Below are 20,067 nucleotides of genomic sequence, written 5' to 3'. Positions count from 1 at the left end.
ATAGAAGAAAGGCGCATCCGAGGATGCGCCTTCTCGTAACTGGCGGAGCGGACGGGGGTTTGAACCCACACCCCCGGCGTGGCGACCCAATGGATACGTGGGTCAGCTGCCGCTCCGCTGCCAGGCCAGACCTGCGTCTGACCCGGGTAGGTAAGGCTTGATCGAAACTTAGTTGACGGCTTCTTTCAGGGCTTTACCGGCTTTGAAACCTGGTTTCTTGGCAGCAGCGATTTGCAGTGCTTTGCCAGTCTGTGGGTTGCGGCCAGTGCGAGCTGGGCGGTCAGTCACAGAGAAAGTACCGAAGCCTACCAGTACCACGGAGTCGCCGGCCTTAAGAGCGCCAGTGACGGATTCGATTACTGCATCCAGCGCACGGCCAGCAGCAGCTTTCGGGATATCAGCGGATGCAGCGATAGCATCAATCAGTTCCGACTTGTTCACTCTAAGTCCCCTTATATATCTATTGAGTATGATTCTAAGTTTTTTGGTGAAAGCAAAAACCAGTGCTGAATGGCCTACAGACACTTAAGAGCCGCTTTATAACAAGGGCTCTAAAAAGCTGTCAAGGAAGCCTCCAGGCTTATTCGCATTAATGCGTGCTAATTCTTTCCTTGGAATCAGACTCTCGTTTTTCGTCCTTAGCAACTATCTCCGGGGCCACATCCGGCAAGGGCTCCGGCGCGTATTGCAGCGCAATTTGCAGGACCTCGTCAATCCATTTAACGGGTTTAATCTGAAGATCTTGCTTGATATTGTCAGGAATTTCCTTCAAGTCGCGAACATTCTCTTCAGGAATGATCACGGTCTTGATTCCACCACGGTGCGCGGCAAGCAATTTCTCTTTCAGACCACCAATGGCCAATACTTGACCACGCAGAGTAATTTCCCCGGTCATGGCTACATCAGCGCGTACCGGAATACCGGTCAATGCCGACACCAGCGCGGTGCACATGCCCACGCCGGCGCTTGGACCATCCTTCGGGGTTGCCCCTTCCGGCATATGGATATGGGTGTCGTGCTTCTCGTGGAAGTCCAAGGGGATCCCCAGGCTCCGAGCGCGACTGCGCACCACGGTCTGCGCGGCGGTGATGGACTCGACCATCACATCCCCCAGGGAACCGGTCTTGATCAACTGGCCCTTGCCAGGGATCACGGCAGCTTCAATGGTCAGCAGCTCACCACCCACCTGAGTCCACGCCAAACCCGTCACCTGCCCGACCTGATCCTGCTGTTCAGCCAGCCCGTAACGGAATTTGCGCACGCCCAGGAAGTGCTCCAGGGAGTCGGACGTGACCTTCACCGCGAAGCGTTTTTCCAGAGCATGCTCTTTGACCGCCTTGCGGCAGATCTTCGCGATCTGGCGCTCAAGCCCCCGCACACCGGCCTCGCGGGTGTAGTAACGCACGATGTCGCGAATCGCTTCGACCTCGAACTCAATCTCGCCCTTCTTGAGGCCATTGGCCGATGTCTGCTTGGGCGCGAGGTACTTGACCGCGATGTTGATCTTCTCGTCTTCGGTGTAACCCGGCAGACGAATCACCTCCATCCGATCCAGCAGCGCTGGCGGAATATTCATGGAGTTGGAGGTGCACAGGAACATGACGTCGGATAAGTCGTAATCGACTTCGAGGTAATGGTCGTTGAAATTGTGGTTTTGCTCAGGATCGAGAACCTCGAGCAAGGCCGAGGCCGGATCGCCACGCATGTCGCTGCCCATTTTGTCGATTTCATCGAGCAGGAACAGCGGATTGCGCACGCCGACTTTGGTCATCTTTTGAATCAATCTTCCTGGCATCGAACCGATATAGGTGCGGCGATGGCCACGAATTTCCGCTTCATCCCGCACGCCACCCAGGGCCATGCGGACGAATTTACGGTTGGTGGCATTGGCGATGGATTCGGCCAGAGAGGTCTTGCCCACGCCAGGCGGCCCGACCAGGCACAGCACCGGCCCGCGGATTTTCTTCACGCGCTTCTGTACGGCGAGGTATTCAAGGATGCGCTCCTTAACCTCTTCAAGGCCGTAGTGGTCGGCGTCGAGAATGTCTTCGGCGCGGGCCAGGTCCAGGCGCACCTTGGTCTGAGCCTTCCACGGCACCTGCACCAGCCAGTCGATATAGGAGCGCACCACGGTGGCTTCGGCCGACATCGGCGACATTTGCTTGAGCTTGTTCAGCTCGGCGGTGGCTTTAGTCAAAGCATCTTTAGGTAGACCCGCGGCATCGATGCGCTTTTTCAGCTCTTCGATTTCGTTGTGGCCTTCCTCGCTGTCGCCGAGCTCTTTCTGAATGGCCTTCATCTGCTCATTCAGGTAGTACTCACGCTGGCTGCGCTCCATCTGCTTTTTAACGCGGCCACGAATGCGCTTTTCAACCTGCAGCAGGTCGATTTCAGCATCCAACAACGCCAGCACATGTTCGACGCGAGCCGGCAGGTCGATGATTTCGAGGATGTCCTGCTTCTGCTCGATCTTCAGCGCCATATGGGCAGCCATGGTATCGACCAGGCGGCTGGGTTCATCAATGCTATTAAGAGAAGATAGGACTTCAGCCGGGACTTTCTTGCCCAACTGTACATACTGCTCGAATTGCGAGAGCAGACTGCGTACGAACACTTCAGACTCGCGCTCCGGGGCCTCGATCTCATCGATCAACGCCACCTCGGCACGTAGGTGGCCATCCACCTCCATGAAGCGTTCCACCGCGCCGCGTTGCTCGCCTTCCACCAGCACCTTGACGGTGCCGTCCGGCAGTTTGAGCAATTGCAGAACAGTAGCAACAGTGCCGACCCGGTACAGGGCGTCTTCGCCTGGATCATCATCAGCTGGATTTTTCTGGGCCAACAGCAGGATCTGCTTGTCGCCCGTCATCGCGGCCTCGAGGGCTTCGATAGACTTCTCGCGCCCCACGAACAGCGGGATAACCATGTGCGGATAGACGACAACATCACGCAACGGCAGGAGAGGCAATTCGATGGTGGTCTTCATGATTTCGCCTCTATGACAGTTCAAAAGTAAGCATGAAGCCAAGATGGGGGCTGCATGCAAAAAAAACAAGCTTATTGCCGGCAGTTAAACGCAGTAAAAACCTACAAAAAAACAAAGGGGCCCCTGGAGGCCCCTTTGTCTGTACCGAAACCGCGAAACGCTTACGCGTCTGGCGCAGCCTTGGCAGCCGGCTCACTGTTTTCATAGATATACAGTGGCTTGGACTTACCTTCTATAACGCTTTCGTCGATCACCACTTTACTCACCTCGGACTGCGAGGGGATTTCATACATGGTGTCGAGCAACACACCTTCGAGGATCGAGCGCAAACCGCGCGCACCGGTCTTACGCTCCAGTGCCCGCTTCGCTACAGATTTGAGCGCATCGGTACGGAACTCGAGGTCTACTCCTTCCATTTCGAAAAGCTTGGCGTATTGCTTGGTCAGGGCGTTTTTCGGCTCGGTGAGGATCTGAATCAGAGCAGTCTCATCCAGCTCATCCAACGTAGCCAGGACCGGCAGACGGCCGACGAATTCCGGGATCAGACCGAACTTGACCAAATCGTCAGGCTCGACTTCACGCAGGGACTCGCCCACTTTCTTACCTTCTTCCTTGCTGCGCACTTCCGCACTGAAACCGATGCCGCCACGGGTGGAGCGGTTTTGAATAACCTTTTCCAGACCGGAGAACGCACCGCCACAGATGAACAGAATATTACGCGTATCAACCTGAAGGAATTCCTGCTGCGGGTGCTTGCGGCCACCTTGCGGCGGTACGGATGCAACCGTGCCTTCAATCAGTTTCAACAGCGCTTGCTGCACACCCTCGCCGGACACGTCTCGAGTAATGGACGGGTTATCAGATTTGCGCGAAATCTTGTCGATTTCGTCAATGTAGACAATACCCATCTGGGCCTTCTCTACATCGTAATCACATTTTTGCAGCAATTTCTGAATGATGTTCTCGACGTCCTCGCCCACGTAGCCAGCCTCGGTGAGGGTGGTCGCGTCAGCGATGGTGAAGGGAACGTTCAGCAGGCGAGCGAGGGTCTCCGCAAGCAGGGTCTTACCCGAACCTGTAGGACCGATCAGCAAGATGTTGCTCTTGCCGAGTTCGACCTCTTCACCTTTCTTGTCACGCTGATTCAAGCGCTTGTAGTGGTTGTACACCGCTACGGCCAGAATCTTCTTGGCACGCTCTTGACCGATCACATACTGGTCAAGAATGCCGCTGATTTCTTTGGGCGAAGGCAATTTATGCGCGCTGCTTTCGGCCTGGGCTTCCTGCACCTCCTCGCGGATGATGTCATTGCACAGGTCGACGCACTCGTCGCAGATAAAGACCGAGGGGCCGGCAATCAATTTGCGTACTTCATGCTGGCTTTTGCCACAGAAGGAGCAATAGAGCAGCTTGCCGTTGTCCTCGCCGTTGCGGGTGTCAGTCATTCGTTCGATCCAAATCCGATAGGCTTGCAACACAAGATGAAGGCTTATGCGGGCTTTTTCAAGCCCGCCGATGATCGGCTACGCCGACCCACCTTATTTTGAGCGGCTTATATTATGCGGGGCGGTGGTCAATCACTGCGTCGATCAACCCGTATTCACGCGCCATTTCCGCACTCATGAAATTGTCACGGTTGGTATCACGCTCGATTTCTTCCAGCGTGCGACCACTGTGCTTGGCCATCAGCGTATTCAAACGCTCGCGGATGAAGAGGATTTCCTTGGCGTGGATCTCGATATCCGACGCCTGACCTTGGAAACCACCCAATGGCTGGTGAATCATCACGCGGGAGTTCGGCAGACAGAAACGCTTGCCCGGAGCACCCGCAGTCAGCAGGAATGCGCCCATGCTGCACGCCTGGCCGATACAAGTGGTCGACACGTTTGGCTTGATGAACTGCATGGTGTCGTAGATCGACATGCCCGCAGTCACCGAACCACCCGGCGAGTTGATGTAAAGATGGATGTCCTTGTCCGGGTTTTCCGCTTCAAGGAACAGCAGTTGCGCGCAAATCAGGTTGGCCATGTAGTCCTCTACCGGACCAACCAGAAAGATCACTCGCTCCTTGAGCAGGCGCGAGTAGATGTCGTAGGCGCGTTCGCCACGAGCGGACTGCTCGACAACCATCGGGACCAGGCCGCCGGCGGCCTGGATATCAGAGTTCTGCTGAATATAGGAATTACGGAACATGCTCTGCAGTTACTCCCAAATAGTCATGTCTTGAAAACGCATAAGCCAGCGCGAGGCTGGCTTATGGTTGTATTTCCAACGAGTTGGACAATCAGTCGGCTTGTGCTGCTTCCGCCGGTTTGACTGCTTCTTCGTAAGAGACCGCTTTATCGGTCACCTTAGCCTTCTGCAGAACAGTATCCACAACTTGTTCTTCCAGCACAACCGAACGTACTTCGTTCAGCTGCTGGTCGTTCTTGTAGTACCAAGCCACGACCTGCTCAGGCTCCTGATAGGCCGAAGCCATCTCCTGGATCATTTCACGAACGCGATCTTCGTCAGGCTTGAGGTCGAATTGCTTGACCACTTCAGCCACGATCAAACCCAGCACTACGCGACGCTTGGCTTGCTCTTCGAACAGCTCGGCAGGCAGTTGATCAGGCTTGATGTTGCCACCAAACTGCTGAACGGCTTGAACGCGCAGGCGATCCACTTCATTGGACAGCAGAGCCTTAGGTACTTCGATCGGGTTGGCGGCCAGCAGACCGTCCATGACCTGGTTCTTCACCTTGGACTTGATGGCCTGGCGCAGCTCACGTTCCATATTCTTGCGAACTTCGGCGCGGAAACCTTCGATGCCGGTTTCTTTAATACCGAACTGAGCGAAGAACTCTTCATTCAGCTCTGGCAGCTTAGGCTCGGAAACGCTGTTAACGGTCACGGTGAACTCGGCGGTTTTACCGGCCAGGTCCAGGTTCTGATAGTCAGCCGGGAAGGTCAGGCTCAAAACGCGCTCTTCGCCGGCTTTAGCGCCAACCAGGCCATCTTCGAAACCAGGGATCATGCGGTTGGAACCCAACACCAGTTGAGTGCCCTTGGCAGAACCGCCAGCGAATACTTCGCCGTCAACCTTGCCAACGAAATCGATGTTCAGTTGGTCTTCGTTCTGGGCGGCACGCTCGACCACTTCAAAACGGGTGTTCTGCTTGCGCAGGATTTCCAGCATGTTGTCCAGATCGGAATCAGCCACTTCAGCGCTCAGGCGCTCGATAGCGATACCCTCGAAGCCGGCAACTTCGAATTCAGGGAACACTTCGAATACGGCTACGTATTCCAGGTCCTTGCCTGCTTCCAGGGACTTAGGCTCGATCGAAGGCGAGCCGGCTGGGTTCAGCTTTTGCTCGACAACGGCTTCGTAGAAAGAAGCCTGAATGACGTCACCAACAGCTTCCTGACGCGCATCGGCACCAAAACGACGCTTGATTTCGCTCATCGGCACTTTGCCTGGACGGAAACCAGCGATCTTGGCCTTCTGGGCAGTCTGCTGCAGACGCTTGTTGACCGCAGTCTCGATACGCTCTGCCGGCACGGTGATGCTCAGGCGGCGCTCGAGAGCAGTAGTATTTTCAACAGAAACTTGCATGGATATTCCTCGTTGCACAGACGTTAGCCGGCCATTTCCGACCCCAATGTCGGGTAGAGATGGGCCATTACTGACCCACCTCCCCCTAAGAACCGTACGTGCGAGTTTCCCCGCATACGGCTCGGGCCTAATCAAAACCCCCGGTAAGGGGAGCCGGTTTGTTCACTGTCAATCCGCGAGCGTGTAGCCGCTGGTGACAAAGGGGGTGCAATAGTACCCGGTTATTTAGGGAGTCTCCACCGCCTTTTGTGCGGTACAGAATGTGGTGATCATGCCACCCCGTCTCCTTCGTAATCGGCAACTTACACATCGGACACAATCCTTTCTGACTCTGGAAAAGGTTCAAGATTTGCTTACGGTACGCCAGCCTTTTGAGCATCTGTTCCATACGCCTTTTCTCACCCATTTTCTCCATAGAAGGATCGAAGGGGTTGTACTCCCCACTTACCTTCTTGTGTCGCTCAATCGGAGTGCTCGCTAGCGAGTACAACTCGATCGTTTGCATCTCTCCCTTGTCATTCATCGTCGCGGTAGCAAACACCCCTTTCCGCCCCTTCATGGGTTTGAAGTACTTCGCTCCTATCCACTGGAGTGTTTTCTTAGGGTGTCGCCGTTTTGCCCAACGCCATAGAGCCAGAAAGATCATGTAATCCATGCGGCTATACGCTTTCTTGGCTACCACAGGCTGGTGATAGAACGCCCAGCCTCGCAGTATCGGATTCAGCTGTCGGATCAGATCCTCCTGCCTTACCGTTTTGTTGGTACTGATGACCTCCCTTACCTTGCTATAGAACGCTTTCACGTTTTTCTTGCTTGGCTTGATCAAAAGCTTCCCATCGTACTTGCGGAAATTCCAACCTAGAAAGTCAAAGCCTTCCTTTATATGGACGACACGCGTCTTCTCGAGTGACAGCTGCAGCCCCCGTACCGCGAGGAACCGCTCTACCCAAGGTCTGACTTCAGTTTCCAGAACCTCTCTCGAGGTTCCAGTTATCACAAAGTCATCCGCATAACGCACCACATTGATTTTCAGCTTCTTGGCCTTTGTCACACCCAGGTGTTGCTTAAGTTGTGACTCCAGCCCATCCAGTACCAGATTCGCCAAGCTGGGCGAGATAATCCCGCCCTGTGGCGTGCCGGCATCCGTTGCCTGTAGCTGGCCTTTATGAATCACGCCAGCTTTCAACCATTTTCGGAGAACCACCTTATCCGTTGGGACGTTGGTGATAAGCCAATTATGATTGATATGGTCAAAGCAGCCTTTGATGTCCGCCTCCAAAACCCATTGGGCCGAAACCCTCTTGGATAGGCACACGAACAATTGCCCCATTGCATCCGCCGTAGATCGCTCGACCCTAAAGCCGTAGCTGTTTGGATCACCGGTGGTTTCTGCGATGGGCGCCAGAGCAAGCAAATACAACGCCTGCATTGCCCTGTCCGTCATGGTCGGAATGCCCAAAGGGCGCTCCTTTCCATTTGACTTCGGGATAAACACACGCCGTAAAGGCCGTGGCTTATAACCGTGGCGCTTCAACCCATTTGCCGCATTCCATTTGGCATTGGGTGTATCCCAGAGCACGCGGTCGACTCCCGCCGTGCGCTTACCCTGATTTTCAGTGACTCGCCGTACGGCCAAGTATCTGGCCGAGCGTGAGCGGGTCAGCATCCGTTGCAAGGCTTTCACCCTGCGCCAGTTGCCTTCCCGACAAGCCTTCGCAATCCGTATCTGCATCGCCCGAACATTCCGCTGAACACGCCACCAATCGATGTCATGCCATTGTTGCGGAGTGCCGGAAGGCGCAGACACGGCCAACTGGCTACGCTCTAACATGCTGCCTTCCTCTCAAGTTGCCCTAAGCGAAAGACGCGCACATCCCCTGACGGGAATGGACGCTCCCGCCAGGGTTGGATTAATAGAAGATCCGTTACAGCTGGATCTCTAGGTTTATTGAGACAGGTTCACTCAGAGTTCATGCGACGAAAGACCACGCAGAAGTCTGCCCGGTTTCCCGTGGAGCAATGTTCCAGCCCCTATCCGAGCCATTACAGCCCGACGTTCGCTTTCTCTGCGATCCCATACCCGCACAGCCAACGGATCACCTTGCGGCTCACCTGCCCGAAGGCAGCTATACGGGCTTACCACGTTCCCTGCCCGTCACACGACTGGGTTAGGGTCTGCCTATTCGCCGGCGACCTTATGTGACGACGTGTTCCGACCCTTGACCAGAACAACCGGTCGCATCACCTTTTTTGGTTAATGCCTATCAGCAGATTAGGCACCGTAATGCTGACGACGTTTATTAGCATTTCACTTGTGTTACCCATACCAGCCAGCCTAGCGCCTCAACCCGGTACTGCTCCGAGCATCTGCGCTCCGCCTCACGGCGAAGACACACCCATACGGGGGCTACATTGTTGGAAGAGCTTCACACCCCACCGTTACCAGTGACGCATGTCTTCCTAGGCTATCGTTGGTCGCACAACGAGTCCGCTGCCACTCCAGACAGGCAATGGTTGGACAATGACAGACAGAGCTTTCGCTCATGTCTCCGGTTTGATGTGAACAGGGACTGCCGAAGCAGCATGCTCAAAGAATTGTTACCTCCTGTTTCAAAAGCAGGAGGGAACCCCAGCGGGGATTCTCTCCCGCATGGGTTTAGCCCTAAATAGGGCTGATGTGTAGTAGGCGCTCCAATACCGTAAGATCCGGTATTGTGGTCGAGCCTCCGAGCGCTAATCGACCTTGGGTTTGCCACCGCCGCTGCGGCAAGTCCTTGAAGGCATTGGACTTCTGGGAGGGTTTTGCTTCTTGGGATTGGGCACCCAAGCTCTCGGCTCTCTTTCGAAAACCCTTCAAGATGACTCTACACCTCGAAGTTTAGGAGACACGCCACGCGTGTCGCACCAAGGGCATGCATTCTAGTGGGTCAAACTCAAGAAGTCACCCTACTGGAAATATGCTCGCAAACAGCCGGCAATTTATCGGCACGAGAGCACTGCTGCACCTCGCCCCGCTGACAAATACAGCCAATCATGCCAGGGCTCTGTGCCGCCTCTTCTATATATAGGAGAGGCCATCACTTCCATCCCTGACACTGCGACCCGGTAGCTACGGCCGCCCACGATCCGAACCGCCAAAACCAAAAAAGGCGCCAGACTGTTAAATCTGGCGCCTTTCGAATATGGGGTGGACGAAGGGGATCGAACCCTCGACAACGGGAGTCACAATCCCGTGCTCTACCAACTGAGCTACGCCCACCATATTGCGTTAACAAAGAAACCAAACCACTTCTTTGTCGAGCCCTGCCCGATCCTACGACCGAACAACGCTTTAATTGGTGCGGATGAAGAGACTCGAACTCTTACGCCTCGCGGCGCTGGAACCTAAATCCAGTGTGTCTACCAATTCCACCACATCCGCGCTTGAAGCTCTTAAAGCAAAGGCGCCAGACTGTAAAATCTGGCGCCTTTAAAATATGGGGTGGACGAAGGGGATCGAACCCTCGACAACGGGAGTCACAATCCCGTGCTCTACCAACTGAGCTACGCCCACCATATAGCGCTACTTGTGCCAAAGCTGCCTAATGGCGCACCCGGCAGGACTCGAACCTGCGACCATCCGCTTAGAAGGCGGATGCTCTATCCAGCTGAGCTACGGGCGCCTTATTAATCTGTACTCTTGGAGGATTACAAACTAAGTGCTTCCAGCCTTACAGAACAGTGATTCTGCTTGACCTTCTTAACCAGTGCTAGGCTGTGCCCGACAAGTGCGACGAATAGTATAGAGCCCCCTGAAACCCGTCAAATCTTTTTTAAAAAAAATTCATTTTATTTAAGGAGTTAGGGCAATTTGCAGACCAACCGCCTTTGCCCTCACGTCTTAGCGTGCGAGAATGCGCGCACTTTTCTTCCCCCTCTCGATGGTTAATCACGCGTAATGACTGCACAACTTATCGACGGCAAATCAATCGCCGCCAGCCTGCGCCAGCAGATCGCCAAACGGGTCGCAGAGCGCAGCCAGCAAGGCCTGCGCACACCGGGACTCGCGGTGATCCTGGTCGGCAGCGATCCTGCGTCTCAGGTTTATGTCTCGCACAAGCGTAAAGACTGTGAAGAGGTCGGCTTTATTTCCAAGGCCTACGACCTGCCTGCGCAGACCACCCAGCAGGCCCTGACCGACCTGATCGACAGCCTCAACGAGGACCCGACGATAGACGGTGTGCTACTGCAACTGCCCCTGCCGGATCACCTGGACGCGTCCAAATTGCTTGAGCGCATTCGCCCGGACAAAGACGTCGACGGTTTCCATCCTTATAACGTCGGGCGCCTGGCACAGCGCATCCCGCTGCTGCGCCCCTGCACCCCCAAAGGCATCATGACCCTGCTGGAAAGCACCGGTGTAGACCTGTACGGTCTCGATGCCGTGGTGGTGGGCGCCTCGAACATCGTCGGTCGCCCGATGGCCATGGAGCTGTTGCTGGCCGGCTGCACCGTGACCGTGACCCATCGTTTCACCAAGGACCTCGCCGGCCACGTCGGACGCGCGGACCTGGTGGTGGTTGCCGCCGGCAAGCCGGGCCTGGTCAAAGGTGAGTGGATCAAAGAGGGTGCAATCGTTATCGACGTCGGCATCAATCGTCAGGAAGACGGCAAGCTGGTGGGCGACGTGGTCTACGACACCGCCCTGCCTCGCGCCGGCTGGATCACGCCGGTGCCAGGCGGCGTCGGCCCGATGACCCGCGCCTGCCTGCTGGAAAATACCCTGTACGCCGCGGAAACCCTGCACGATTAATAACCGCATGTACTGAAGAAGCCCCGCCTTATCGCGGGGCTTTTTATTAGCCGGAATAAAACCTGTTTTTTCTTTGTTTTTAAGCACTTTCGTCTGGTTCTGTAAGAACATTCGACAGTTTCTGATCCATACTCCTAAAATGTAACGCCATTTATCAAAAACCCGTTTTCCTAACGGTATTTCTTACTTTTTAGCGAGTTCATCCGCGTGAAAATTCGTCTTTCCATCATCAGCCTATTTTTCGCATTCACAGGCACTATCGCGCATGCCGCCGAAACCGCCCTGGCGCCCCGCGATCCTTCCAAACTGCAAATCGCTTCCGGCAGCGCCATGCTGGTCGACTTGCAAACCAACAAAGTCATCTATGCCAGCAACCCCGACGTGGTGGTGCCCATTGCGTCTGTGAGCAAGCTGATGACCGGCCTGATCGTCCTCGAAGCCAAGCAAAACATGGACGAGTACATCGATATCAACATCACCGATACGCCAGAAATGAAAGGTGTGTTCTCCCGCGTGAAGATCGGCAGCGAAATGCCGCGCAAAGAAATGCTGCTGATCGCCCTGATGTCCTCGGAAAACCGGGCCGCCGCCAGCCTGGCCCACCACTATCCGGGCGGCTATTCGGCGTTTATCGCGGCGATGAACGCCAAGGCCAAGGCCCTCGGCATGACCAGCACCCACTATGTCGAACCCACTGGCCTGTCGATCCACAACGTATCCACCGCTCGCGACTTGAGCAAGCTGTTGGCCGCTGCGCGCAAGTACCCGATGCTGAGCCAGTTGAGCACCACCAAGGAAAAGACCGTAGCCTTCCGCAAGCCCAACTACACCCTGGGTTTCTCCAACACTGACCATCTGATCAACCGCGCCAACTGGGATATCAAGCTGACCAAGACCGGCTTCACCAACCAAGCCGGCCATTGCCTGGTGCTGGTGACCAGCATGGGCAACCGACCAGTGTCGCTGGTGATCCTCGATGCTTTCGGCAAGTACACCCACTTCGCCGACGCCAGCCGTATCCGCAGTTGGGTCGAGACCGGCAAGGGCGGCGCGGTGCCGGATGTCGCGTTGCGCTACAAAGCCGACAAAAATCTGAAAAACCGCGCGAATGCCGCCGAGGTCCGGCGCTGATAACACCGAAGAACCGATGGGAGGGGCTCTGCGCCCTGCCCCCATTGCTATCGGTGATCCGCCAAGACTTTAAGCGCCTGCGCCGCGGCCCGCTCCTGCCCGGCCTGGGCCGTGGCATCGGCCGCCTCGCGCCAGCGCTGCGCATCCACATTGGCCGGCAACTGGCTCGGGCGCTGGGTGAGGATCGCCCAATGTCCGGCACTGGCCCATTTCGATTCAAAATCGCTGAAGCTCATCAATAGCCGCCGGTCCATGCCCGAGCGCAGTAACACCGTGCTCTTTTGCTGATTGAAGCCCACCACCACGACATACCGCGCGTCGGACCAGAGCCCGCCGCCGAGGCGCGCCATCACCGGATAACCTGCGGCCACCTGCGCCAGCACGGCGGTCAACTTGGCCTCCAACGGGTACACCATCAGCCCATATTCGCGCGCCAATTGCGGCATCGTGCGCTCCAGGTTTGCCTCGCCGCCCGGCAAATGCAGCGGTTTATCCAGCAGCCCCGGTGTCATCACAATGCCTTGTTGCGACAGCATGCTGGCTAATGCAGCAGGGCCGCTTTGATAGACCTCGCTGCGAAAGGTCGGCACACCATTGAGTTCGACCCGTTCAGGCAGGCCCGCTAGTTTTGAGGGTTGCCCGGCACACGCGGTGAGCCCCAGGGTGAAGGCCAGCAGCAGGGACGTTGGAAGATTCGACCGTAACCGCACTTTTCTACTCTCTTGATCAGCCGTCGGTGAGGGCGCTGATCATAGCCCAATCACGTTTGTGTCGGGCCTGGATATAGCGAACTCGTTGGACAGACACGACCATTGGTCAATAGCAGGCAACCGCCAGGTAGCTAGACTGTCCATTGAGAAGACTGTGTGTGCCCCCTGCGGGGCGAAGGAGGCCCAAATGAGCCTTGCAACAACGATTTTCCTGTTGATCTGCGGTTGGCTGGCGGTAGCCGGCGCCATGTTGTGGGGAGTGTTGCGCATTACCCGCCGGCACCATCACCCCCACGTCAAACCCGCCAAGCCTCACAAAGCGGTGGTGCGTCACGCTTAACCAGGCATGCAATTGAAGTCCTGTGTCGCCGCCACTTCGTGACCTTGTGCATCCTTTAGGGTTGCGCGTACGGTCATCCCCAGGCTGGACTCCACCAAGGTGTAGTGCTCGCCCGCCTTGAAATGCTTGTATTCGACACGACCCTGGCAGTCTTGCTGATTGTCGTCACCGGGTTCGTCCTCGAACAGCGTCACGTCCAAGCGATGGTCCCCCGGTGTCACCTCGAAGAAGCGTCCATCGTCCACGCGCTTGCCGTCTACACGTTCGGCCAGCAGGTCATTGGGCGCTTCCTCTTTAAGGCCGATCCAGGCCTCGCTCGGGTCCGCCTTGGGCATCGGCCCGGCACAGGCCGATAACAGCAATACGGCGCTCAGGGCGGGGATCAATAAAAACGGTTTGAGTGACATGGCAGCGCTCCTTGGATCGTACATTCGATGGGCTACAAGCTTGGGCAGCTGCCAGGCCTGGAACAAATGAAAGCCTATGAAACGATCTTCAGCGCTTACCTAAATGTTCCTTCACCTGGCTGAAAGGTGCGTGTTAGGTGGGTCGGGCAAGACTGCCGGGGTTTGCAATCCTTGCTCTGTTGGAGATCCACGCATGCTCGGGCTGGTAAAGACCGCACTGCACAAGCCGTATACGTTTATCGTGCTGGCCATATTCATTTGCATCATCGGGCCGATGGCGGCCCTGCGCACACCCACCGATGTTTTCCCGGATATCGGCATTCCCGTGGTGGCTGTGGTCTGGCAATACAACGGTCTGTCGCCGGATGCCATGGCCGGTCGGGTGATCTACACCTATGAACGTTCCTTGAGCACCACCGTCAATGACATCGAACACATCGAGTCGCAATCGCTGCCCGGCATGGGCATCGTCAAGATTTTCTTCCAGCCTGGCGTGGATATCCGCACCGCCAACGCCCAGGTCACGGCGGTATCACAAACCGTGCTCAAGCAGATGCCGCCCGGCATCACGCCGCCGCTGATCCTCAACTACAGCGCCTCCACGGTGCCCATCCTGCAAATGGCGTTTTCCAGCCCGACACTGTCGGAAGCCAAGATCCGCGACCTGGTGCAGAACAATATCCGCCTGCCCCTCAGCGCCCTGCCCGGCCTGGCGATGCCGACCCCGATGGGCGGCAAGCAACGCCAGATCACCCTCGACCTCGACCCGCAGGCGCTGGCTGCCAAGGGCTTGTCGGCCCAGGACGTGGGCACGGCGCTGGCCCTGCAAAACCAGATCATTCCGGTAGGCACCGCCAAACTCGGCACCGACGAATACACAATCCTGCTCAATAACAGCCCCAAGGCCATCGATGAGCTGAACAACCTGCCGATCAAGACCGTCGACGGTGCGCTGATTACCATCGGCCAGGTCGCCCATGTGCGCGACGGTTCGCCGCCGCAGACCAATATCGTGCGCGTCGACGGACATCGTGCGGTGCTGATGCCGGCGCTGAAAAACGGCAGTATCTCCACCCTGTCGATCATCGACGGCATCCACCAGATGTTGCCGCGCATCGATGAAACCCTGCCACCGTCACTCAAAACTTCGCTGCTGGGCGACGCCTCGGTGTTCGTCAAGCAATCGGTGGGCAGCGTCGCCCAGGAAGGCATCATTGCTGCACTGCTGACCAGCGCGATGATCCTGCTGTTCCTCGGCAGTTGGCGCTCCACGCTGATCATTGCGGTATCGATTCCCCTGGCCGTGCTGTCAGCCATTGCGCTGCTGGCGGTTACCGGGCAAACCCTCAATGTCATGACCTTAGGCGGGCTGGCGTTGGCGGTGGGGATCCTGGTGGACGACGCCACGGTGACCATCGAAAACATCAATTGGCACCTGGAACAAGGCAAGGCGGTGAAGGCTGCGATTCTTGATGGCGCCGCGCAAATCGTCGGCCCGGCGTTCGTCTCGCTGCTGTGCATCTGCATCGTGTTCGTACCGATGTTTCTGCTGCAAGGCATCGCCGGTTATCTGTTCCGGCCGATGGCATTGGCGGTGATTTTTGCCATGGCCAGTTCGTTCATTCTGTCGCGCACCCTGGTGCCGACACTGGCGATGTTTCTGCTCAAACCGCACACACCGGAACAAGGCGCAGGGCACCATCCCGAAGATGAATTCATCAACCACCATGAGGGCGAGCAGCACCAGAAGCCACGCAATGTTGCGCTGCAGGCCGTACTGAATTTCCAACAAGGTTTCGAGCGCCACTTCTCGAATATCCGCGACACCTACCATGGTTTGCTGACACTGGCCCTGGGCAACCGCAAGCGCTTTATCGTGGGTTTTCTCGCCTGTGTACTCGCCTCGTTCCTGCTGTTGCCCAGCCTGGGCCAGGACTTTTTCCCGGCAACCGATGCCGGTGCGCTGGCCCTGCACGTGCGCCTGCCGCTGGGTACGCGCATCGAAGAAAGCGCCGCCGCCTTCGACCGCATCGAAGCGCGGATTCGCGAAATCATTCCCGCCGAAGAACTGGATACCGTCGTCGACAATATCGGTATTCCGCTGAGCGGCATCGACATGGCCTATAGCAGTAGCGGCACCATCGGGCCGCAGGATGGCGATATCCAAGTCACCCTGGAAAAACACCACGCGCCCACCGCCGACTATGTGAAAAAACTGCGTGAAGCCCTGCCGCAAAGCTTTCCCGGCAGCCACTTCGCATTCCTGCCGGCGGACATCAGCAGCCAGATCCTCAACTTCGGCGCGCCGGCGCCCCTGGACGTAAAAATCTCCGGGCACAACGACGCCGAAAACCGCGCCTACGCGCTGGAGCTGGAACGCCGCCTGCAACACGTTCCGGGCATCGCCGATCTGCGCATCCAGCAGTCCACCGGCTACCCATCGTTACAGGTCAATGTCTACCGCCTGCGCGCCAACGGCCTGGGCATTACCGAGCGCGACGTAACCAACAGCATGGTCGCATCACTGGCCGGCAGTTCACAGATTGCGCCGACGTTCTGGCTCAACCCGGCCAACGGTGTGTCCTATTCCATCGTCGCCGCCACCCCGCAATATCGGCTGGACAGCCTGCCGTCGCTGGAAGCCTTGCCAGTGACCGGCGCGAACGGCCAGTCGCAGATCCTCGGCGGCGTGGCAAGCATCTCCCGCGTGCAAAGCCCGGCGGTGGTGACTCACTACAACATCGAACCAACCCTCGACCTGTACGCCAATGTGCAAGGGCGCGACCTCGGCGGCGTGGCGTGTGACGTGCAAAAGGTGCTGGACGACACCGCGTCCAAGCGCCCCAAAGGCGCAACGGTGAGCCTGCATGGGCAGATCGATGCGCTGCATGAAGCTTTCAGTGGGCTGAGTTTTGGCCTGCTCGGCGCGGTGGTGCTGATCTATCTGCTGACCGTCGTCAACTTCCAGTCGTGGGTCGACCCGTTCGTGATCATCACCGCCCTGCCGGCGGCCTTGGCGGGGATCGTGTGGATGCTGTTTCTCAGCGGCACCTCATTGTCGGTGCCGGCCTTGACCGGCGCGATCCTGTGCATGGGCGTGGCCACCGCCAACTCGATCCTGGTGGTGAGTTTCTGCCGGGAACGCCTGGCCGAACACGGCGATGCCTTGAAAGCCGCACTGGAGGCCGGCTACACGCGTTTCCGGCCGGTGTGCATGACCGCCTTGGCGATGATCATCGGCATGCTGCCCCTGGCCCTGTCCGAGGAGCAGAACGCGCCCCTGGGCCGCGCCGTGATCGGCGGCCTGATTCTCGCCACCACCGCCACCCTGTTGTTTGTACCCGTGGTCTTCAGCCTGGTCCACGGGCGTCACCCTACTCGCGCCACTGCTGGAGAAACGCCCCATGTCGTCTGATCAAAAACCCTCGCGCAAGCGCCTGATGCTCCTGGGTGTCGGCGGCCTGACCCTGGCCGCCCTGTTGGTCGCCAACGGCTTGCATGCCCATACGCTGCACGCACAGTCGGTCAGCGCCTGGACACAGGCCGCTGCCATCCCCCATGTCAGCGTATTCCAACCGCAACACAATGCCGCCGGCGACACCCTGCGCCTGCCCGCGCACCTGGAAGCCTGGAGCACCGCACCGATTCATGCACGAGTCAGCGGTTACCTGAAGGACTGGAAGGTCGACATCGGCAGCCAGGTAAAGGCCGGGCAAGTGCTGGCCGAAATCGACAGCCCCGACCTCGATCAACAACTGGCCCAGGCCCATGCGCGATTGGTTCAGGAACAGGCGAACGCGCACCTTGCAGCGACCACCGCGACGCGCTGGCAAAACCTCTTGGCCAGCCATTCGGTATCGCGTCAGGAAGCCGATGAGAAAACCTCCAACGCGGCGGCGGCCAAGGCCAACGTTCAGGCCGCCGCTGCAGACGTTGCGCGGTTGTCGGCACTGCAAAGCTACAAGACCCTGCGCGCGCCGTTCGCCGGCACCATCACCGCACGCAATACCGATATCGGCCAGCTGATCAAGGCCGATACCGACAGCGATCCAGAGCTGTTCAACATTGCCGACACCCACCAGTTGCGCCTGTATGTACCGGTGCCGCAGAACTACGCCGCAGTGATCCATCCGGGCCTGGAAGCCGAGTTGAGCGTGCCAGAGCACCCCGGCATGCACTTCAAGGCGCGGTTGATCGGCGACTCCACCGCCATCGATCGGCGTTCCGGTACGCTGCTCGCGCAATTTGTCGCGGACAACCCCAACGGCGAACTGCTGCCCGGCGACTATGCCGAAGCCACCCTGCCGATCCCGGCGGACACCCATGGCGTGAGCATCCCCGCCAGTGCCCTGATCTTCCGCGCCCAAGGCACCCAGGTGGCGATGCTGGACGGGCACAATCATGTGCACCTGCAAAGCATCCATATCGGCCTGGACCTGGGCGATCGGCTGGTGATCGACCAGGGCCTCAACGCTGCCGACCGCGTGGTGGACAACCCGCCCGACGCCCTGCGCGAAGGCGACCCGGTACAACTGGCCGCCGCCGGAGGTGCACATGCGCCCAAGGCTTAAACCGCTCGCCGCGCTGGTGCTGCTGGGCTTGCAAGGCTGCTCCATGGCGCCCGGCTATACCACGCCGGCGCTGGAGCTGCCGGCCCATTACCGCGAACAGACCAGCGCAGGCCCGTGGCATAGCGCACAACCCAACGACCAACTGGCAGCGCAGTGGTGGACGCTCTACCACGACGCGACGCTGGATCACCTGCAACAGCAACTGCTCCAGGCCAACCCGGACCTGGCGGCGGCGCTCGCGCACTTCGATGCGGCCCAGGCATATGCCAGCCAACTGCACGCGGGGCTGTTCCCACAGATCAACGCCAGCGCGCAGCCCTTGCGCCAGCGGCAGTCGGATTCGCGTCCGTTGCGGGGGACTACACAACCGTCGGTGTACAACAGCAACACGGCGGGTTTTTCGTTGAGTTACGACCTGGATCTCTGGGGCAGAATCCGCAACCAGGTCGCCGCCGGTGACGCCCAGGCCCAGGCGTCCGCAGACGATCTGGCAGTGGCGCGCCTGAGCCTGCAACGCCAGTTGGCAACCTTGTACGTACAGCTCAATGGGCTGGATGCCCAGGCGCGCATCCTCAACAGCTCCCTGGAGGATTTCAGCCAAGCCTTGCAACTGACCCGCAGCCGCTACGAAGGTCAGATCGCCTCGGAGTTGGACCTGACCCGCGCCCAGAACCAACTGTCCGAAGCCCGCGCCCAGCTTGATGACGTACGCGGGCAACGCAACCTCATCGAACATGCGCTCGCAGAATTGATCGGTGTAGCGGCCAGTGACTTCACCCTAGCGCCCACTGCGCAACTGATTGCACTGCCGGCAATCCCCTCGCAACTGCCCAGCCAGCTGTTGCAACGTCGTCCGGATATCGCCGCAGCAGAGCGCCGGGTGTTTGCCGCCAACGCCAACATCGGCGTGGCCAAGGCGGCGTGGTATCCGGATTTCAGCTTGACCGGCTTGATCGGCGGGCAGACCCAAGGCGTTGGCAATCTGCTCTCGGCCGGCAATCGGTATTGGGCGTTGGGGCCGTTGGTGAACCTGCCGATCCTTGACGGTGGGCGCTTGAGCGCCAACGAACGCCAGGCCAAGGCCGAGTTCGAAGAGGCATCGGCGCAGTATCGCAGCCAGGTGTTGAAGGCCGTACGCGAGGTGGAAGACAACTTGGCGCAACTGCGGGACTTGCAGCAGCAAGCGCAGGATGAACAGGCGGCGGCGGACGCGGCGCAGCATACGCAATCATTGGCGATGAACAGCTACCAGGCAGGCGCCGTGAGTTACCTGGATGTGGTCACCGCGCAAACTGAGGCGTTACAGGCGCAGCGGACATTGCAGGCAGTGCAGACACGGCAGTTGCAGGCGAGCGTCGGCTTGATCACCGCCCTGGGCGGCGGTTGGCAGCCTGGAGCTTGATCGGGGGCAAAGGCACAGCTCGGTGATGTCGGTTAATGATGCTGTGAATGGAATAATGAAGTGCGCCCCAAAAGTTGGACACCTATCCAACTCTTGGGGCTTTTTCATGAGCAAGTACACGACGCAGTTCAAG

14 protein-coding genes and 4 tRNA genes are annotated in these 20,067 nt (G+C 58.0%); 6 read left to right on the top strand and 12 right to left on the bottom strand.

What is annotated here, in order from left to right:
- Positions 1 to 168: 168 nt before the first annotated feature.
- From ACFZPT_RS14735 to ACFZPT_RS14690, 10 genes are all read right to left on the bottom strand, one after another.
- Positions 169 to 441 (bottom strand): HU family DNA-binding protein, encoded by a 273-nt coding sequence (locus ACFZPT_RS14735; RefSeq protein WP_003174819.1) that lies wholly within the window; start codon positions 439 to 441, stop codon positions 169 to 171.
- 148 nt (positions 442 to 589) lie between these two features.
- A complete protein-coding gene (gene lon, locus ACFZPT_RS14730) occupies positions 590 to 2,986 on the bottom strand; it encodes an endopeptidase La (RefSeq protein WP_034114270.1) in 2,397 nt (798 codons plus the stop codon).
- Positions 2,987 to 3,147: 161 nt separating this feature from the next.
- Positions 3,148 to 4,431, bottom strand: coding sequence for an ATP-dependent Clp protease ATP-binding subunit ClpX (gene clpX / locus ACFZPT_RS14725; protein WP_034114271.1), 1,284 nt, complete (start codon positions 4,429 to 4,431; stop codon positions 3,148 to 3,150).
- A 112-nt stretch (positions 4,432 to 4,543) separates the two neighbouring features.
- On the bottom strand, positions 4,544 to 5,179 hold the full coding sequence (clpP, locus tag ACFZPT_RS14720; RefSeq protein WP_034098854.1) for an ATP-dependent Clp endopeptidase proteolytic subunit ClpP: 636 nt from the start codon (positions 5,177 to 5,179) through the stop codon (positions 4,544 to 4,546).
- Between the two features lie 91 nt (positions 5,180 to 5,270).
- Positions 5,271 to 6,581, bottom strand: coding sequence for a trigger factor (gene tig, locus ACFZPT_RS14715; protein WP_034098856.1), 1,311 nt, complete (start codon positions 6,579 to 6,581; stop codon positions 5,271 to 5,273).
- Positions 6,582 to 6,708: 127 nt separating this feature from the next.
- Entirely contained in the window at positions 6,709 to 8,412 is a 1,704-nt protein-coding gene (gene ltrA / locus ACFZPT_RS14710; protein ID WP_379555697.1) for a group II intron reverse transcriptase/maturase, read from the bottom strand.
- Positions 8,413 to 9,764: 1,352 nt separating this feature from the next.
- A tRNA-His gene (locus ACFZPT_RS14705) sits at positions 9,765 to 9,840 on the bottom strand.
- Positions 9,841 to 9,917: 77 nt separating this feature from the next.
- Positions 9,918 to 10,002 (bottom strand) — tRNA-Leu (locus ACFZPT_RS14700).
- A gap of 56 nt (positions 10,003 to 10,058) precedes the next feature.
- Positions 10,059 to 10,134, bottom strand: a tRNA-His gene (locus tag ACFZPT_RS14695).
- 32 nt (positions 10,135 to 10,166) lie between these two features.
- Positions 10,167 to 10,243: transfer RNA gene (locus ACFZPT_RS14690), tRNA-Arg, on the bottom strand.
- A 275-nt stretch (positions 10,244 to 10,518) separates the two neighbouring features.
- Here ACFZPT_RS14690 and folD point away from each other — a divergent pair.
- Positions 10,519 to 11,373, top strand: coding sequence for a bifunctional methylenetetrahydrofolate dehydrogenase/methenyltetrahydrofolate cyclohydrolase FolD (gene folD / locus ACFZPT_RS14685; RefSeq protein WP_034098858.1), 855 nt, complete (start codon positions 10,519 to 10,521; stop codon positions 11,371 to 11,373).
- A gap of 207 nt (positions 11,374 to 11,580) precedes the next feature.
- Positions 11,581 to 12,504 (top strand): D-alanyl-D-alanine endopeptidase, encoded by a 924-nt coding sequence (pbpG, locus tag ACFZPT_RS14680; protein WP_034114272.1) that lies wholly within the window; start codon positions 11,581 to 11,583, stop codon positions 12,502 to 12,504.
- 47 nt (positions 12,505 to 12,551) lie between these two features.
- Here pbpG and ACFZPT_RS14675 read toward each other — a convergent pair whose 3' ends face one another.
- Positions 12,552 to 13,214: a peptidase C39 family protein gene (locus ACFZPT_RS14675; protein WP_034114273.1), complete on the bottom strand. Its 663-nt coding sequence runs from the start codon at positions 13,212 to 13,214 to the stop codon at positions 12,552 to 12,554.
- Between the two features lie 187 nt (positions 13,215 to 13,401).
- Here ACFZPT_RS14675 and ACFZPT_RS14670 point away from each other — a divergent pair, with 187 nt between their 5' ends.
- Positions 13,402 to 13,554 carry a hypothetical protein gene (locus ACFZPT_RS14670; protein WP_167389900.1) on the top strand — a complete coding sequence of 51 codons (153 nt, stop codon included), beginning with the start codon at positions 13,402 to 13,404 and terminating at the stop codon, positions 13,552 to 13,554.
- On the opposite strand, the gene ACFZPT_RS14665 is transcribed toward ACFZPT_RS14670, so the two are convergent.
- The gene (locus tag ACFZPT_RS14665) at positions 13,551 to 13,961 is read right to left on the bottom strand and encodes a hypothetical protein (protein ID WP_034098864.1); all 411 of its coding nucleotides are present in this window, start codon (positions 13,959 to 13,961) and stop codon (positions 13,551 to 13,553) included. The two genes, ACFZPT_RS14670 and ACFZPT_RS14665, sit on opposite strands and share 4 nt — an antisense overlap.
- A 193-nt stretch (positions 13,962 to 14,154) precedes the next feature.
- Here ACFZPT_RS14665 and ACFZPT_RS14660 point away from each other — a divergent pair, with 193 nt between their 5' ends.
- Genes ACFZPT_RS14660 through ACFZPT_RS14650 form a run of 3 tightly spaced genes read left to right on the top strand, consistent with a single transcriptional unit; the run spans position 14,155 to position 19,934 of the window.
- On the top strand, positions 14,155 to 17,376 hold the full coding sequence (locus ACFZPT_RS14660) for an efflux RND transporter permease subunit (RefSeq protein ID WP_034114275.1): 3,222 nt from the start codon (positions 14,155 to 14,157) through the stop codon (positions 17,374 to 17,376).
- A complete protein-coding gene (locus tag ACFZPT_RS14655; RefSeq protein ID WP_034098868.1) occupies positions 17,366 to 18,532 on the top strand; it encodes an efflux RND transporter periplasmic adaptor subunit in 1,167 nt (388 codons plus the stop codon). Before ACFZPT_RS14660 ends, ACFZPT_RS14655 begins: the two co-directional genes overlap by 11 nt.
- Complete coding sequence (locus ACFZPT_RS14650) at positions 18,516 to 19,934, top strand: efflux transporter outer membrane subunit (RefSeq protein WP_034114277.1); 1,419 nt, start codon at positions 18,516 to 18,518, stop codon at positions 19,932 to 19,934. The genes ACFZPT_RS14655 and ACFZPT_RS14650 overlap by 17 nt, the downstream gene beginning before the upstream one ends.
- Positions 19,935 to 20,067: the final 133 nt, after the last annotated feature.

It is taken from the genome of Pseudomonas sp. MD330_10 (assembly GCF_042610415.1).
GTDB classification, from domain to species: Bacteria; Pseudomonadota; Gammaproteobacteria; order Pseudomonadales; family Pseudomonadaceae; genus Aquipseudomonas; species Aquipseudomonas rhodesiae.
Note: the sequence above shows the minus strand (reverse complement) of the source record. Positions and strands in the feature narration are given on the sequence as shown.

Excerpts from the sequence above, each read along its gene's own strand:
- lon (WP_034114270.1), bottom strand. The coding sequence starts at position 2,986 with ATGAAGACCACCATCGAATTGCCTCTCCTGCCGTTGCGTGATGTTGTC.
- clpX (WP_034114271.1), bottom strand. The coding sequence starts at position 4,431 with ATGACTGACACCCGCAACGGCGAGGACAACGGCAAGCTGCTCTATTGC.
- clpP (WP_034098854.1), bottom strand. The coding sequence starts at position 5,179 with ATGTTCCGTAATTCCTATATTCAGCAGAACTCTGATATCCAGGCCGCC.
- tig (WP_034098856.1), bottom strand. The coding sequence starts at position 6,581 with ATGCAAGTTTCTGTTGAAAATACTACTGCTCTCGAGCGCCGCCTGAGC.
- ltrA (WP_379555697.1), bottom strand. The coding sequence starts at position 8,412 with ATGTTAGAGCGTAGCCAGTTGGCCGTGTCTGCGCCTTCCGGCACTCCG.
- folD (WP_034098858.1), top strand. The coding sequence starts at position 10,519 with ATGACTGCACAACTTATCGACGGCAAATCAATCGCCGCCAGCCTGCGC.
- ACFZPT_RS14670 (WP_167389900.1), top strand. The coding sequence starts at position 13,402 with ATGAGCCTTGCAACAACGATTTTCCTGTTGATCTGCGGTTGGCTGGCG.
- ACFZPT_RS14665 (WP_034098864.1), bottom strand. The coding sequence starts at position 13,961 with ATGTCACTCAAACCGTTTTTATTGATCCCCGCCCTGAGCGCCGTATTG.
- ACFZPT_RS14660 (WP_034114275.1), top strand. The coding sequence starts at position 14,155 with ATGCTCGGGCTGGTAAAGACCGCACTGCACAAGCCGTATACGTTTATC.
- ACFZPT_RS14655 (WP_034098868.1), top strand. The coding sequence starts at position 17,366 with ATGTCGTCTGATCAAAAACCCTCGCGCAAGCGCCTGATGCTCCTGGGT.
- ACFZPT_RS14650 (WP_034114277.1), top strand. The coding sequence starts at position 18,516 with ATGCGCCCAAGGCTTAAACCGCTCGCCGCGCTGGTGCTGCTGGGCTTG.